We start from the raw sequence: 15937 nt of genomic DNA, 5'->3' as shown, positions 1-15937 counted from the left end.
GGCGAGATGAGCGGCCCGTACGGTCCGAACAATCCGGACGACCAGTGGTCCCGCGGTGCCGGGTCACGCGAACCCGAATCCCGAGATACAGGCTCGGACGGCTGGAACAACCCGCCTCGAGAACCAATCGAACCCGGTCAGCAGGGATGGGCTCCGGATCCCAACGCTCAGCAGCAGTACGGCCAGCCGTACCCGCAACAGCCTTATCCCCAGCAGCAGTACGGTCAATACTCACCACAGGGCCAGTACCCACCGCAGGGTCAGTATCCGCAGGGCCAGTACCCGACACAGGGGCAGTACCCGCCGCAGGGCCAATATCCGCAAGGGCAGTACCCACAGCAGGGCCAGTACCCGACACAGGGTCAATATCCGCAAGGGCAGTACCCACAGCAGGGCCAGTATCCGACACAGGGACAGTGGAACCCCGGGCAACAGCAGGCAGCACCAAGCAAATCGAAGAAGCCCTTGCTGATCGCCGCCGGGGTCCTCGCGGCGATCGTCGTCGTGGGCGGTCTTGTCTTCGCCTTCGGCCGGACGGCTCAACTGGACCGTGCAGCCGCCGAATCCGGTGTCGAGCAAATTGTCATCGGAACATACGGCGCGTCCACGGTGTCCGGTGTGTCCTGCCCCGACGGTATGACGGTCGAGGAGGGTGCCTCATTCGAGTGCACGCTCGAGGTCGATGGCGCGCAGCGAACCGTCACGCTGACGATGACCGACGATCAGGGCACCTACGTGGTATCGCGCCCTCGTTGACCGCGAAGGGCTTTCTCAGCTTCCGTTGGCCGCGAGAGCCGAGACGAGCCGGTCCACAGCGTTGACGACTCCCAGCTCGACGGCGAGCTGGTTCAGTCGTTCGCTGTCGGCCGGCGCTGCGGGGATGACGTCCGATCGTGACAGGTGAACGTCGGCGTCGGTCACCACCCGCACCACCGGCAGGGCGGCGTCGAGGTAGTCGCTCGCGGCGTTCAACTTGGCGCGTACACCCTGCGCCATGTCACTGCTCGGGTCCAGGGCGGCTGCACGCAGCTCCGCGACGGACCCGTATCGGAGCATGAGCGTCGATGCTGTCTTCTCGCCCACGCCTTTGACACCCGGTAGTCCATCGGACGAATCGCCACGAAGCAAGGCCAGTTCGGCGTAGGCGTCACCGGCGCGGTGCAACGGCACGCCGTACTTCTCGGCGACCTCCGCCGGCCCGAACATTTCGGCCTTCGCGAGCCCCCGGCCGACGTACAGAACCCGCACCTGCACGGGCTCGTTTGCGGCAACTTGAAGCAGGTCACGGTCGCCGCTCACCACCACCACCGGATCGTTTCTTTCGCGGGCCGCCAGTGTTCCCAACACATCGTCGGCCTCGAGCCCGTCGGCGCCGGCCGTGGCGATGCCCGCGGCCTGGAGAACGTCCATGATCATGTCCACCTGCGGCGTCAACGAGTCTGGAACTTCCTCGCTTTCCTCAGTTCCCGGCGCCGCCTCGGCGACGCGGTGGGCTTTGTAGGACGGGATGGCGTCGACACGGAACTGCGGGCGCCAGTTCAAATCGAGGCAGACGGCGAGGCGGCTCGGTTCGGTTCGCGTCATCAGCGCGGCAACCATATCGATGAATCCGCGGACAGCATTGACGGGCCTTCCGTCCGGGGCCGTAATCGACTCGGGCAGTGCGTAGTAGGCGCGAAACCACAGGCTGGCTCCGTCGAGAAGGAGCAGAGGCGACTTTCCCGGGTCTGTCATGGCCATCATCTTGCCAAACGCCGATAGCCTGGAGTCATGAGTTCCGATTCCCAGCAGTCAGCTGCTCGCTTCCCTTCAGAGATCTACTCCTCTCGGCTTGCCCGCGCAGCCGAGTACGCGGGGCAGGCCGGACTCGATGCTCTGTTGATTTCACCGGGTCCGGATCTTCGCTATCTGGTGGGTTCGCAAGCCAGCTCCTTCGAGCGTTTGATCTGCCTTGTCGTCGCGGCTGACGGATCCACCCCGACGGTGGTGGTTCCACGACTCGAACTTGCTGCCCTGCAGCCTTCGGCGGTGACCGAGCTAGGGCTGCGTGTCACCGACTGGGTCGACGGCGTCAGCCCGTACGACATTGTCTCCGGCTTGTTGCCCAGCGGGGCTGCCACTGCAGTCGACGACGCCATGCCTGCATTGCATTTCGTCCCGCTGGCGGACAAGCTCGGCCGGACCCCCATCCTCGCAACCGAGGTGCTGCGCCGGCTGCGGATGCTCAAGGACGATTCCGAGATCGCTGCACTGCGCCGGGCCGGACAGGCCATCGACCGGGTTCACGCCAGGATGGGCGAGTTCTTGAAGGTCGGGCGTACCGAGGCGGCCGTCGCCGCCGATATCGGTGACGCGATCGTTGCAGAAGGTCATACCGAGGCCGCATTCATCATCGTCGGATCCGGTCCGCACGGCGCCGACCCCCACCACGAGGTCTCCGATCGGGTGATCGAGGTCGGTGATGTCGTGGTCATCGATATCGGCGGGCCGGTCGACCCCGGCTACAACTCCGACTCGACGCGCACATACGTTCTGGGCGAACCATCATCGGAGATCGCCGCCCAGTACGCGGTGCTCGAGCGAGCTCAGCAGGCCGCCGTCGGCGCGGTCGCGCCCGGCGTCACTGCCGAGGCCATCGACGCTGCTGCACGTGACATTCTCGTCGCCGAGGGCCTGGGAGAGGCTTTCCTACACCGGACCGGGCATGGCATCGGGCTGTCGGTGCATGAGGAGCCGTACATCGTTGCCGGGAACGATATCGAACTGGTCGACGGGATGGCCTTCAGCATCGAACCTGGAATCTACTTCCGTGGTCACTGGGGCGCGCGCATAGAGGACATCGTGATCGTCACCGCGGACGGCTGCGAGTCCGTCAACCAGCGGCCGCACGGTCTCGTCTCGCTTCCCATCGACTGATTTCGGGCCACTGATCAGGGTGTCGGCGTTCGTCCTAACAGCGACCGAGAACCGAGAACACGCTGCACCGAAATGCGCACGACGACGCGCTCGGGGTTCTCCCGCGGCACTCGGTAGCGCCGTGCGTATCGCTGTTCGGCGTCCACCACGTCGTCCTTGTCGGTGAGTACCTCGCTCGGACCTTCGAGCGTCAACCAGCGAGCGCCGTCGACCTGGCTCACCGCGGCATAGCCGCCGCGTGCTGCGTTCAGGGCCTTCTGGGACGCACGGCTGGTGATCACCCGAGCGATCGAGTTCTCCGCATCCCAGGTGAAGCCCACTGCAACGACGTGCGGGGTCCCGTCCTTTCGAAGGGTGGTAAGTGTCGCCAGGTGGCGTTCGGTCAAGAACTCGAGCGCTCCCTCGGTGAGCGAGGACGGATCCGTGGGGGTGGTAGTCATGAAACAAACGGTAATCGGCGACACTGTCAGGCGTGACTGCCACAGGCGTAAACGACACCCTGCTCGTTCTGGGAGGGCACAGCGATATCGGCATGGAGGTAGCTCTTCGGCTGGCCGAGGGCCGAAGAGTGGTGCTTGCCGCGCGGCGTAGCCACGAATTGGACGATCAGGTTGCGCAGGTGACAGCAGCGGGGGCACGGGAGGTGTCCACAGTCTTCTTCGATGCCGACGACTTGGCGTCGCACGGGCGCTTTCTAGATTCTGTTGTCGAAGCCCATGGCAAACTGGGCACCGTCGTGTTGGCGTTCGGCATTCTGGGCGACAACGCTCGCGCACAGACAGACGCCGAGCACGCGGTGGCGATAGTGCACACCGACTACGTTGCGCAGGTGTCCGTCCTGACCCATGCCGCAAACTTGCTGCGAAAGCAGGGTAGTGGCCAACTCGTCGTGTTCTCCTCGGTTGCCGGTGTCCGCGTTCGGAAAGCCAACTACGTCTACGGCTCGGCAAAGGCAGGCCTCGACGGCTTCGCGTGTGGTCTGTCCGACGCGCTGCACGGGTCGGGCGTGTCACTGTTGCTGGTCAGGCCAGGTTTCGTCATCGGGTCGATGACCCAGGGGATGACGCCCGCGCCGTTTTCCAGCACGCCGGAACAGGTCGCTGACGCAGTGGTTCGGGCTCTCGCCCGCGGCCGAGCGCGCGTGTGGGTACCGGGCATCCTCGCACCGATCTACTTCGGCTTGAACATGCTGCCGGCATGGCTGTGGCGAAAGATGCCGCGCTGATGCACCACCCGATCGAGGTGATCGGCATCGGCGCCGACGGCTGGGACGGCCTGTCCGAGCACACGCGAGCTGTACTCCACGCTGCCGATGTGGTCTTCGGGTCCGCCCGGCAACTATCGACACTGCCGATCGCTGCGGACCGGCTACGTCGCTGGCCGAGCCCGTTGCTTCCAGCACTCCGATCCTCGATCGAGGAGTTCGACGGACGCCGGGTCTGTGTACTCGCCAGCGGTGATCCGATGTTCCATGGGATCGGGGTGAGCCTGGCACGCGAGTTCGGCGCCTCGAGGCTGCACGTCATCCCGGCTGCATCCTCGCTGTCGCTGGCATGCGCCAGGTTGGGCTGGGCCGTACACGCCACCACCACGGTCAACATCGTCAATGCGGCCGTCACCAGCATTTCCCCTGCGCTCTTCGATCGCGCCCACGTTCTTGTTCTGTCTCGAGACGAGCACACTCCGGCGCACGTCGTCGAACTGCTTCGCCGTTCCGGTTTCGGCGGTTCCTCCGTCACCGTGCTCGAACAACTCGGCGGTCCCGCAGAACGACTGGTCACGGGAACTGCCGACAAGTGGAGTCACCCCGTCGGCGATGCGTTGAACGTGGTCGCGATCGAGTGTGTGAGCGATCCGACATACCAACGACTCACGCGTGTCCCCGGTCTACCCGATTCTGCATACAGTGGCGACGGGCAGCTGACGAAGTCCGAGGTGCGCAGTCTGACATTGTCAGCGCTGGCTCCGGCTCCCGGTGAACACCTCTGGGATGTCGGCGGCGGCTCCGGGTCGATAGCGATCGAGTGGATGCGCACCGACCCGAGTTGCCGTGCAACGGTGTTCGAATCGATTGTCGGCCGCCGCGAACAGATCGAATCGAATGCGTCCGCGCTCGGTGTGCCTGCTCTGCGAGTCTTGGGGCCGGCCCCGGACGAGTTCGGGGGCGACCCGCCCGACGCCGTCTTCATCGGCGGAGGACTGACCCAGGACGGCATGGTCGACGCCTGTTGGGAGCAGCTGGGTCGAGGTGGCCGGCTCACCGCCAACGCCGTGACCGCCGAGTCCGAAGCGCTCTTGCTGGACTGTGTTTCGCGTTTCGGCGGTACTCTCAGGAAGTTTCAAATCTATCGGGGTGAGCCGCTCGGGACGTTCACGAGTTGGCGACCTCAGCTCCCGGTTGCCCAGTGGAGTGCAGTCAAGTCGTGAACGTGCTGATCCTCGGGGGCACGTCCGAGTCTCGACTTCTCGCAGCGCGCTTGTCGCAGGACAGCCGATTCGCCATCATGACCTCGCTGGCGGGAAGAGTGTCCGATCCACATCTGCCAGAAGGTGATTCGCGAGTCGGCGGCTTCGGTGGCGCCGATGGATTGACTACCTGGATCCACGCCCATGCGATCGAGGTCGTCGTCGATGCAACGCACCCTTTTGCCGCAACCATGTCCGGCAATGCCGCTATTGCCGCTGCGAGCGTGGGAGTTCCGTTGCTACGGTTGAATCGACCGGAGTGGACAGCCGGCGCCGGCGACGTGTGGTTGGACGCCTCGACTCCCGCCGACGCCGCAAGAATGGTCGAATCGTTCTCGGAACGAGCCTTTCTCACGATCGGACGCCTCGGGGTATGGGCGTTCGCAGGTAACAGTCGCACCTGGTTTCTGATCCGAAGTATCGATGCACCCGTGGATGAGCTGCCATCGCGGCACGAGCTTGTGCTGGCGCGTGGACCATTCGACATCGACGACGAGATCGCCACGATGCGCGAGCACCGAATCGATGTCGTGGTCAGCAAGAACAGCGGGGGGGCGATGACGGAGGGAAAGCTGGTGGCCGCCCGTCGACTCGGTATCCCAGTGGTGATGATCGCCCGGCCCCCGGCATCACCGAGCGACCATGTGACCGATTCGGTCGACGGCGCCGTGGCCTGGTTACGAACTCGGCTGTGAATCCGGGTAGCGACGCGAGGTGAATACTCGGGTGCCCGCGTCGGATTCGACGACTTCGGTTTGGGAGGAGCCGATGATGAGCAGGCACCGCATGTCGATGTCCTCGGGTTCGAGCTCTTCGAGAGTGACGATGCGCACGGATTCATCCGCGGTACCCACTGCGCGACCGATGACCACGGGCGTGTCCGCCTCCCTGTGCTCGAGCAGGAGATCGCGCATGGCACCGACCTGCCAGGTCCTCGACTTCGAGGCGGGATTGTAGATCGCGATGGCCATGTCCGCGGCGGCCACGGCGGCCAGGCGAGCAGCCACGACAGCCCACGGCTTGAGCCGGTCCGAGAGCGAGATCACCGCGTAGTCGTGTCCGAGTGGCGCTCCGACGCGACTGGCAACAGCGTTGGCTGCGGTCATTCCGGGCACCACGCGCACGCGGACATCGCGCCATTGCGGCTCCGCGGCTACCTCGACGACGGCAGCAGCCATCGCGAACACCCCTGGATCGCCGGACGAGACCACCACGACTCGCTTGCCGCGCTTGGCGAGATCCAAGGCGAATGCGGCGCGCTCGGACTCGACCTTGTTGTCGCTGGCGTGGCGTACCTGTCCGGGGCGTGCGCTCACGCGATCGAGATAGGTGACGTAGCCGACGAGATCCGTTGCGGCGGCGATTTCCTGGCGTACCTCGTCGGTGGTCCAGTGATCGGCGCCCGGCCCAAGCCCGACCACGACGACCTCACCTGGCAGGGGATCGGCAGCAACGTTGTTGTTGGACGGACTCGGAACGATGGCGATGGAAAAATATGGTACTTCCGACTGGTCGACGTCGCCGATGGCGAGCACCCGCTCACGATCGGTGCTCGCACGTTCGACGTAGCGAGCCTCGGCCAGTCTGCCCGACTGCTCCAGGGCACGAACCACCGTGGGAAATGTGCGGCCCAACTTCATGATTGCTGCGGCGTCGGTGGTGCGAAGGCGGCGGGCCAGCTCGTCGACTGGCAGGGTGCCGGGCAGGACGGTGAACACCTCGTCCCGTTCGACCAGTGGGGTTTCCATCGCGGCGGAGGCCGCACTCACCGATGTGACACCGGGAACGATCTCGACGTCGAACCGATCGGCGAGTCGCTTGTGCATATGCATGTACGAGCTGTAGAAGAGCGGGTCACCTTCTGCCAGCAGTGCAACCGAACGGCCCGAAACAAGATGTTCGGCAAGGCGTTCGGCGGCCTGCTCGTAGAATTCGTCGATGGCACCCTGATACCCGCCCGGGTGATCGGTGGTGCCGGTGGTGACTGGATAGACGAGATGCACTTCGATCTGATCCTCACGCATGTAGCGCGAGGCGACACCGCGAGAGATGCTGCGCCCGTGCTGTGCGCTGTGAAAGGCGACGACATCTGCTTCGCCGATCACACGCGCAGCCTTGACCGTGACCAGTTCCGGGTCGCCCGGTCCGATGCCCACGCCCCACAGCTTTCCTGACTGAATGCTCATTCCGTCTCGCTCGCAATAGCATTGACCGCGGCGACGGTGATAGGACTGCCGCCGCGTCGCCCACGCACCACCAGATATTCGACACCCGAGCCGGATTCGATCAGATCTTCCTTGGACTCGGCTGCCCCGATGAAACCGACCGGACCGCCGACAATCGCGGCGGGCTTCGGCGCGCCTGCCTCGAGCATCTCCAGCAGGTGGAACAACGCCGTGGGCGCGTTGCCGATGGCAACGACGGCACCGTCGAGTCGATCACCCCACAGTTCGAGAGCAGCGGCCGTTCGGGTGGTCCCCAGCTTTTCGGCCAGCGCCGGAACCGACGGGTGCGAGAGCGTGCAGATTACTTCGTTGTCCGCCGGGAGGCGTCGTCGAGTGATCCCGGCGGCGACCATGTTCGCATCGCAGAGAATCGGGGCGCCGGCCTCGAGAGCGGCGCGTGCATCGACCACGACGTTGGGTGTGGCGGCGACGACCTCGGTGAGATCGACTTCACCGCTCGCGTGGATCATGCGAACGACCACCTGCGCGATATCAGGGGAGAACGCCGAAAGATCCGCCTCGGCCCTGATGGTCGCGAAGGATTGTCGGTAGATCTCCGCGCCGTCGCGGATGTAGTCGTGCATGAGGATCACGATAAGCCAGGCCGGTCGGCCGTCAGGACACCCGGTATCCGGTCGGTCCGGCGACCACGTCCAGTACTGCGCCTTTGGGTCGCCCGCAGCGGCGTTCGCATCCGGACCAATGCTGACGCTCTCCTGGCGAGATGTTGCCGGCGTCGACAGCGGCGGTGACATCAGCTCGTACATCCGCGTGGGACTTGTCGCACCCGGGCGACCCCGTGCACGCGCTGGCGTGGATCCATGGTGAATGCTCATCGAAGATGAGCCCCATGGGGGCGAGCACGCGCACGACCGATTCGGCGGCGTCCTCGTCGAGATCGCACAGCACGAGGCTTCGCCACGGCGTGATGACCATTGGTTTGTCGACGGCCGCGAGAAACTCGGCCGAACGGGCATCGAGAACGCCGAGTGCGAGCGCGGCCCCCAGGGCCACCCGTCCGTCACGCTGCGGTAGCCATCCGATCGGTGCGAGAGAATCGGATCTCCGGGGAACATCGGTCGAGGCACCTGACGCGAGACCCAACCGGGCCAGCACCCGGGCCGTACCGTCGGGCAGCTCGCTGAGCCTCCACTGCTCGCGCCGCAACTCCACGAAGTGACGTGCCGCCGCGACGAGAACCTCGACGGTGTCCTCGCTGATCCGCACACCGGTGTCTGCACCGGCGAGAAGCAGTGCGTACCGGTCGGGTGCAACCGCCAGAACACCGAAATCCGGGGCAAGTGATGCGACGTCACCGCGACCGTCGTCCAGTGCGAACAGCACACGACCAGGCAGATCTGCCAGCTCGAGCTCCGCGCACACCGCCACATCGAGGCGGCCGATCATCGAACGCACGTCGGAGGTGCCGCCTACGCGGCCGCTGAGCGGCGACGCCACGATGTTCCGCACGCGTTCGTGCGAGGGGGACGGGAGCAGCCCGATATCGGCGAGCCTACGTGCCAACTTTTCGGTATCGGTCACCGCGCGAAGCTGCACGTTGCCGCGTGAGGTCAGCTCGATCGACCCGTTGCCGAGCTCCGCGGCGCAGTGCGCCAGTACCTGTAGCTGCGCCGATGTGAGCAGACCGCCGGGCAATCGAACCCGTGCCAGCGCCCCGTCCGCAGCCTGGTGCGTGGACAGCGCACCCGGACATCTGTCGGGGGTGGTGCGGGGCGCGGGCGAGCTCACGCATCCAGGTTACTAGCTGGAACTTCGGTAGCATTCCGCTGAAGTAGGCTTCGGCCGAGAGGAAACCGGTGAAATTCCGGTGCGGTCGCGCCACTGTCACAGTCAGACCCTCTCGGTGAGCTACACACTTGAACGAGGGGCGCGAAAACCTCTCAGAAGGGCGTTACCTGTGATCCTGCTGCTGTCCACCTCGGACACCGATCTTCTCAGCGCGCGTGCCAGTGGCGCGGAATACCGGTGGGGCAATCCGTCGCGATTGCTGGCCGACGATGTACCTGGCTTGGCCGACGGGTCAGATCTGATCGTCCTCCGCATCCTGGGCTCCAAGCGATCCTGGGAGGACGGTGTCGACGCAGTCCTGGCCGCGGGAGTTCCCGTTGTCGTCCTCGGCGGCGAGCAGGCTCCGGACGCCGAGCTGATGGAGCTGTCGACCGTTCCGGCCAATGTCGCGGCTCAGGCCCACAACTACTTGGCGGAGGGTGGCCCGGAGAACCTCGCACAGCTGCACGCATTCCTCTCCGACACCGTGCTGCTGACCGGGCACGGCTTCGCGGCACCGCTCCATACGCCGACATGGGGCCTGCTCGGCCGCACTCCGACCATCGAGGTGGACGGCCCGACCGTTGCAATCCTGTACTACCGGGCGCAGCACCTCGCCGGCAACACCGCCTATATCGACGCGCTCTGCACTGCCATCGAGAAGGCCGGCGGGCGCGCACTGCCGATCTTCTGCGCGTCGCTGCGCACCGCCGAACCCGAACTCCTCAGCACGCTGAAGTCTGCGGACGCCATGGTCGTCACCGTGCTTGCAGCCGGTGGTACCAAACCGGCCGGTGCATCGGCCGGCGGCGACGACGAGGCGTGGGATGTGGCCGAACTGGCCGCTCTCGATGTGCCGATCCTGCAGGGGTTGTGTTTGACCAGCAGCCGCGCCACCTGGAACGACAACGACGACGGTCTCTCGCCACTCGATGTCGCGACCCAGGTGGCGGTGCCCGAGTTCGACGGTCGACTCATCACCGTTCCGTTTTCCTTCAAGGAGATCGACGGGGACGGCCTCACGACCTACGTTCCCGATCACGAACGTGCGGCGCGGGTCGCCGGAATCGCAGTCCGCCATGCCAAGCTCCGTCACATCCCGGCCGCCGACCGTCGTATAGCCCTGATGTTCTCGGCTTACCCGACCAAGCATGCCCGCATCGGCAACGCCGTCGGTCTCGACACCCCGGCCAGTGCCATCGCTTTGATGTCGGAAATGCGCTCCGCCGGTTACGATCTCGGTCCAGAGGATGGGCCCGACGCCATTCCCGGCCTGGCGGCACGAGACGGTGACGCCTTGATCCATGCCCTGATCGCGCGCGGCGGACAGGACCCCGACTGGCTTACCGCAGAACAGCTCGAGGGCAACCCCATCCGAATCTCCGCCGCCCGCTACCGCTCGTGGTTCGCCGAGCTACCCGAGGATTTCACCTCCTCGGTGGAGGAGCATTGGGGCCCGGCGCCGGGGGACATGTACGTCGACCGTTCGAGCGATCCAGATGGCGAGATAGTCATTGCCGCGATGCAGTTCGGCAACGTCGTGATCATGGTGCAGCCGCCCCGCGGATTCGGTGAGCGGCCGGTCGCGATCTACCACGATCCGGATCTGCCGCCGAGTCATCACTATCTGGCGGCCTACCGCTGGATCCAAGCTGCCCGTGAGGACGGCGGATTCGGCGCCGACGCGATGGTTCACCTCGGCAAGCACGGAAACCTCGAATGGTTGCCGGGTAAGACGCTGGGCATGTCGGCCTCGTGCGGTACCGATGCCGCACTCGGCGACCTACCCCTGATCTATCCGTTCCTGGTCAACGACCCGGGTGAGGGCACGCAGGCGAAGCGACGGGCACATGCAACCCTCGTCGACCACCTCATTCCACCGATGGCGCGGGCGGAAAGCTACGGCGACATCTCACGGCTCGAACAGCTTCTCGACGAGCACGCCAACATCTCGACGTTGGATCCTGCCAAGTTGCCTGCCATCCGACAGCAGATCTGGACATTGATGACTGCCGCGCAGATGCATCAAGACCTCGGGTTGGAGGAGCGTCCGGACGAAGAAGTGTTCGACGACATGCTGCTCCACGTCGACGGCTGGCTGTGCGAGATCAAAGATGTCCAGATACGCGACGGGTTGCACATCCTGGGGCAAGAACCCGTCGGCGACGCCGAGGTCGAACTGGTGCTGGCGATGCTTCGTGCCCGCCAGATGTGGGGCGGCGAGCAGTCCGTCCCGGGGCTTCGCGAAGCTCTCGGGCTCAGTGAGGACGGCGACGAGGCGCGGGTGCGGGTCGACGAGGTCGAAGCCACCGCGCACGGTCTCGTCGCGGCGATGGCTGCCACCGGATGGAACCCGGCCGAGGTGGAAAGTGTTGCGGGCGAGCATGGTTCGACTGTCGTCGACATCCTCCGGTTCGCTGCCACCGAGGTGGTACCACGGCTGCGGGGAACCTCGAACGAGATTTCGCAGGTGCTGCATGCCCTCGACGGCGGATTCATCGCCGCCGGTCCGAGCGGCTCCCCACTGCGCGGACTGATCAATGTGCTTCCGACCGGCCGAAACTTCTACTCGGTCGATCCGAAAGCGGTGCCGTCGAAACTGGCCTGGGAAACCGGTCAGGCGATGGCCGAGTCACTGCTCGCTCGATACCGCAAGGACCATGGCGATTGGCCGAAGTCGGTAGGCCTTTCCGTGTGGGGTACCTCGGCGATGCGTACCTCGGGCGACGACGTTGCGGAGGTCTTCGCGCTGCTGGGTGTTTGTCCGGTATGGGACGAGGCCTCCCGCCGGGTGACGAAACTCGAGGTGATCGACCTCGATGAGCTGGGTAGGCCACGCATCGATGTGACCGTCCGGATCAGCGGCTTCTTCCGGGACGCGTTCCCGCACGTGCTGGCACTGCTCGACGACGCAGTCAGATTGGTCGCCGCCCTCGACGAATCGGCGGAGCAGAACTATGTCCGCGCCCACGCCCAGGCCGATCTCGCCGAACACGGCGACGAACGACGCGCGACGACGAGAATCTTCGGCAGTAAGCCCGGTACCTACGGCGCGGGGCTACTCCAGCTGATCGACAGCAAGACCTGGCGCAGCGACGAGGACCTGGCACAGGTGTACACGACGTGGGGCGGTTTCGCCTACGGTCGCGGCCTCGACGGTGTTCCTGCATCCGACGACATGCGCACCGCGTACCGGCGTATTGCCGTGGCAGCCAAGAACACCGACACGCGCGAGCACGACATCGCCGATTCCGACGACTACTTCCAGTATCACGGCGGCATGGTTGCGACCGTGCGTGCGCTGACCGGTAAGTCACCCGAGGCTTACATCGGCGACAGCACGCGACCGGAATCGGTCCGCACTCGCACACTGTCCGAGGAAACTGCTCGGGTGTTCCGTGCGCGTGTGATCAATCCGCGCTGGCTCGATGCGATGCGTAGACATGGCTACAAGGGTGCGTTCGAGATGGCGGCAACTGTCGACTATCTCTTCGGCTACGACGCCACAACGGACGTGGTGGCCGACTGGATGTACGAGAAGCTCGCCGAGACATACGTGTTGGATGAGCAGAACCAGAAGTTCATGCAGCAGTCGAATCCTTGGGCACTACACGGAATCGCCGAGCGTCTCCTCGAGGCCGCTGAACGGAAGATGTGGGCAGAACCCGATCCGAATGTGCTCGACGGGTTGCGTCAGGTGTACCTGGAAACAGAGGGAGACCTCGAGGGCGAGTAGCCGTACGCTTGGCGCATGGCTACGTTCCAGGAGATCGCCGACGGAAAGTACGTTTCGCTCACTACGTTCAAGAAGGACGGAACGCCCGTCGCGACACCCCTGTGGGGCGCGCGCGACGGTGACCGACTCCTCGTCTGGACCACGGCCGATTCGTGGAAGGTCAAACGGATCAGGCGCAACGCGAAGGTCACCGTCGCGCCCTGCTCGGCACGCGGAAAGATCGAGGGCGACGCTGTCGACGGCATCGCCGAAGTCCTCGACGCGGCGGGGACCGAGAAGGCTCGCGCGGCGATCACGTCGAAGTACGGCATCGTAGGATGGCTGGTGGTCAAGGGCAGTTCACTTCGCCGTGGCAAGGACGGAACAGTCGGGATCGTCGTCGTACCTGGGTGACCTGGAGATCTACGCCACTGGAGTAGAACGGCGTCCTGACGTTCCTGGGCGCGGGGCACTGCGCTGGAACGTGGCGGCGACTGATCCGAGGGCCGCCAAGGGAACCGCAAGGAAAAGCAGGCTCCAATAAGAGGACGCGGCCCATAGCTGAAGCCCGGCGAAAGACAGACCGAGGAACGCCGCAACAGCGACCCAGGAAACCCACTTTCGCATGGCCAATGCTGCCACTACGAGCGGTGCCGCGAGCAACAGTCCCACACCGATCAACGGCCATACCCCAAGCACGTGGACGGCACGGTCATCGCATTGGTAGAAAGATCCGCTTTCGCCGATCTTGGAGCACGAGAGCGACACATCAGCCATCGACCACGAGGTCCCGACACTCGCGGTGACGGCCACTGCGACCACAACCAGGGCCCACCACACTGCTCTCCACACGCCCGCAGCCTATCCCGGCCTGCAATCTGTCTGCTCGAAGGTTATGTGCGCGCTCATAGTTCGGGTGGGTCGAAATAGTGGTTGCCGTGTGGGTCGGTGGTGTGGATGACGTCATAGGGGAGTTTTTCGGTGGTCCAGAGTTTGCTGGTTTTGAGATTGTGGTGGGTGCGGCAGTAGGGGGCGAGGTTGGCGGCGATGGTCCAGCCGCCGCGGTGGGGGTTGTGATGGTCGAATTCGACGATGTGGTCGAGGTCGCAGCGGTTCGAGGCGATGGTGCAGCCGGGGTGGCGGCAGGTGGGGTATTGGGCGCGGATGTACGTCGCGAGTGCTGTGCCGGGGGTGTAGGTGAGGGCTCCGGGTGGAGGTGTCGGATGACCGCCGTGGCCGTCGGGGTGTTCGGCGTGATCGTGGTGTGGGTCGCCTGCGACGACGGCGCGGTAGTAGTCGGCGAGGCCTGCGGCGGTGGTGGCGGGTGCAGGCGCCCGTGGCGGGTTCGGTGGCGGGTCGGGTAGGTGTCCGGCTGCGAGGGTGCGGGTGCGGCCGAGGATCAGGTCGGGGGTGGTGCTGGCAGGTTCGGGTTCTGTGAGGTCGGCGAGTAGGTCGGTGTCGTAGAGGAATCCGTTGTTGCCGGTGTCGGTGCCTTCGGTCTCGGTGTCGGGGTTCGGGTCGTCGGGTTTCGGGTCGTCTTTGTTGTCGGTGGTGGTGAGGGTGGCTCGGCGTCGGTCGTCAGTGGTTTGTGTGCGGGTGGGTGTGCTCATGCGCTGTCCCTTATACACATCTGACGCTGCCGACGATAAGGCTCGGTTAAGCATCTATGGAGCGTCCGGCTCTGGTGCCGATGGAGCGTCCGGATCGGGTGCCGTTGTCGCAGGCGCAGCAGCGGATGTGGTTCATCAATCAGTTCGATACGTCCTCGGCGGCGTACAACATTCCTCTTGCGGTGCAGTTGACCGGTGCACTCGACATCGCTGCCTTGGGTGCTGCGGTGTCCGATGTGGTTTCTCGGCACGAGAGTTTGCGGACGACGTTCCCGACGGTGGGGGAGTTGCCGCATCAGTTGATTCATCCAGCCGAGGTCGGAGTTTTCTCGTTCGATGTTGTCGAGGTCGAGTCCGCTGAGGTGTCGGCGCGGGTGTTGGCCGATGCCTCGCGTGGGTTCGATGTGACGGTGGATCGTCCGTTCCGGGCGTCGTTGTATCGGGTCGTCGATGCGGACTCCGAGTCGCTCGATCGGTTCGTGTTGGCGATCGTGGTGCATCACATCGCCGCTGATGGTGCGTCGATGGCGCCGTTGGCGGCGGATGTGATGGTGGCGTATTCGGCGCGGGTCTCCGGCAGTGCTCCGTCGTGGGCGCCGCTCGAGGTGCAGTACGCCGATTTCACGTTGTGGCAGCGGTCGTTGCTCGGTGACGAGGACGATCCGGAGTCGGTGGCGTCGAAGCAGTTGGCGTTCTGGTCGCAGACGTTGGCAGATGTGCCCGATGTGTTGCCGTTGCCGCTCGACCACCCACGACCCACCCAGCAAACTGTCGACGGCGCCACGACTCGATTCGAGATTCCGTCCGATATTCGTGCGCAGCTCACGCGTTGCGCCGCTGCACACGATGCCACTCTGTTCATGGTTGTGCACTCTGCGCTCGCACTTCTCCTCTCTCGGCTCAGTGGCACCGAGGACATCACCGTCGGAACCCCCATCGCCGGCCGCGGTGAAGCAGGCCTGGACAACCTCGTCGGCATGTTCGTCGGCACCCTGGTGCTGCGCACCGAGGTCTCCCCGCACGAGTCCTTCACCGACCTCCTCGCCCGCACCCGCGCAACCGACCTCGCCGCCTTCGACAACACCGACATCCCCTTCGAGCGACTCGTCGACGCCTTCGCACCCACACGCTCGACCGACCACTCACCCCTGTTCCAAGTCCTCCTCGAATTCCAGAACAACACCACCGCACACCTCGAACTCCCCGGACTCGACGTC

Annotated in this window: 15 protein-coding genes; 8 read left to right on the top strand and 7 right to left on the bottom strand. The window is 65.0% G+C overall.

Translation table 11 applies throughout. The features are described 5' to 3' along the window. Positions 1 to 6 precede the first annotated feature (6 nt). Positions 7 to 756, top strand: coding sequence for a DUF4333 domain-containing protein (locus J1M86_RS15880; protein ID WP_206510620.1), 750 nt, complete (start codon positions 7 to 9; stop codon positions 754 to 756). A 15-nt stretch (positions 757 to 771) separates the two neighbouring features. Here the strand turns inward: J1M86_RS15880 and J1M86_RS15875 are convergent, their stop codons facing one another. Further along, on the bottom strand, positions 772 to 1743 hold the full coding sequence (locus J1M86_RS15875) for a 5'-3' exonuclease (RefSeq protein ID WP_206510619.1): 972 nt from the start codon (positions 1741 to 1743) through the stop codon (positions 772 to 774). A 27-nt stretch (positions 1744 to 1770) separates the two neighbouring features. Here J1M86_RS15875 and J1M86_RS15870 point away from each other — a divergent pair, with 27 nt between their 5' ends. Next, positions 1771 to 2916: a Xaa-Pro peptidase family protein gene (locus tag J1M86_RS15870; protein ID WP_206510618.1), complete on the top strand. Its 1146-nt coding sequence runs from the start codon at positions 1771 to 1773 to the stop codon at positions 2914 to 2916. 14 nt (positions 2917 to 2930) lie between these two features. Here the strand turns inward: J1M86_RS15870 and J1M86_RS15865 are convergent, their stop codons facing one another. Continuing rightward, the gene (locus J1M86_RS15865) at positions 2931 to 3356 is read right to left on the bottom strand and encodes a PPOX class F420-dependent oxidoreductase (protein ID WP_075839755.1); all 426 of its coding nucleotides are present in this window, start codon (positions 3354 to 3356) and stop codon (positions 2931 to 2933) included. A gap of 32 nt (positions 3357 to 3388) precedes the next feature. On the opposite strand from J1M86_RS15865, the gene J1M86_RS15860 reads away from it, so the two are divergent. From J1M86_RS15860 to J1M86_RS15850, 3 genes are read left to right on the top strand one after another with little or no spacing between them, the layout of a single operon-like run. Next, positions 3389 to 4141: an SDR family NAD(P)-dependent oxidoreductase gene (locus J1M86_RS15860; RefSeq protein WP_206510617.1), complete on the top strand. Its 753-nt coding sequence runs from the start codon at positions 3389 to 3391 to the stop codon at positions 4139 to 4141. Next, positions 4141 to 5343 (top strand): precorrin-6y C5,15-methyltransferase (decarboxylating) subunit CbiE, encoded by a 1203-nt coding sequence (cbiE, locus tag J1M86_RS15855; protein ID WP_206511071.1) that lies wholly within the window; start codon positions 4141 to 4143, stop codon positions 5341 to 5343. The genes J1M86_RS15860 and cbiE overlap by 1 nt, the downstream gene beginning before the upstream one ends. Continuing rightward, entirely contained in the window at positions 5340 to 6077 is a 738-nt protein-coding gene (locus J1M86_RS15850; RefSeq protein WP_307786657.1) for a cobalt-precorrin-6A reductase, read from the top strand. Before cbiE ends, J1M86_RS15850 begins: the two co-directional genes overlap by 4 nt. Here J1M86_RS15850 and cobJ read toward each other — a convergent pair. From cobJ to cobG, 3 genes are read right to left on the bottom strand one after another with little or no spacing between them, the layout of a single operon-like run. Then, positions 6060 to 7568 carry a precorrin-3B C(17)-methyltransferase gene (gene cobJ, locus J1M86_RS15845; RefSeq protein ID WP_206510615.1) on the bottom strand — a complete coding sequence of 503 codons (1509 nt, stop codon included), beginning with the start codon at positions 7566 to 7568 and terminating at the stop codon, positions 6060 to 6062. The genes J1M86_RS15850 and cobJ overlap by 18 nt on opposite strands. Then, complete coding sequence (locus J1M86_RS15840; RefSeq protein WP_075839774.1) at positions 7565 to 8191, bottom strand: precorrin-8X methylmutase; 627 nt, start codon at positions 8189 to 8191, stop codon at positions 7565 to 7567. The genes cobJ and J1M86_RS15840 overlap by 4 nt, the downstream gene beginning before the upstream one ends. Positions 8192 to 8222: 31 nt before the next feature. Further along, positions 8223 to 9356, bottom strand: a complete 1134-nt coding sequence (cobG, locus tag J1M86_RS15835) for a precorrin-3B synthase (protein WP_206510614.1) — start codon at positions 9354 to 9356, stop codon at positions 8223 to 8225. Positions 9357 to 9525: 169 nt separating this feature from the next. Here cobG and cobN point away from each other — a divergent pair, with 169 nt between their 5' ends. After that, positions 9526 to 13131 carry a cobaltochelatase subunit CobN gene (gene cobN / locus J1M86_RS15830; protein ID WP_206510613.1) on the top strand — a complete coding sequence of 1202 codons (3606 nt, stop codon included), beginning with the start codon at positions 9526 to 9528 and terminating at the stop codon, positions 13129 to 13131. A gap of 15 nt (positions 13132 to 13146) precedes the next feature. Then, entirely contained in the window at positions 13147 to 13524 is a 378-nt protein-coding gene (locus J1M86_RS15825) for a PPOX class F420-dependent oxidoreductase (RefSeq protein WP_206510612.1), read from the top strand. Positions 13525 to 13533: 9 nt separating this feature from the next. Here J1M86_RS15825 and J1M86_RS15820 read toward each other — a convergent pair whose 3' ends face one another. Both J1M86_RS15820 and J1M86_RS15815 read right to left on the bottom strand, forming a co-directional pair. Continuing rightward, positions 13534 to 13962 (bottom strand): ABC transporter permease, encoded by a 429-nt coding sequence (locus J1M86_RS15820; protein ID WP_206510611.1) that lies wholly within the window; start codon positions 13960 to 13962, stop codon positions 13534 to 13536. 53 nt (positions 13963 to 14015) lie between these two features. Next, on the bottom strand, positions 14016 to 14720 hold the full coding sequence (locus J1M86_RS15815; RefSeq protein ID WP_206510610.1) for an HNH endonuclease signature motif containing protein: 705 nt from the start codon (positions 14718 to 14720) through the stop codon (positions 14016 to 14018). 56 nt (positions 14721 to 14776) lie between these two features. Between J1M86_RS15815 and J1M86_RS15810 the strand changes: the two genes are divergently transcribed. Beyond that, the coding region (locus J1M86_RS15810; RefSeq protein ID WP_241260168.1) for a condensation domain-containing protein at positions 14777 to 15937 on the top strand (1161 nt) is incomplete at its 3' end.

Origin of the sequence: Rhodococcus sp. KRD197 (genome assembly GCF_017168235.1) — a bacterium.
GTDB lineage: Bacteria > Actinomycetota > Actinomycetes > Mycobacteriales > Mycobacteriaceae > Rhodococcoides.
The sequence above is the reverse complement of the archived record's forward strand: the minus strand, read 5'-3'. Positions and strand labels throughout refer to the sequence as shown.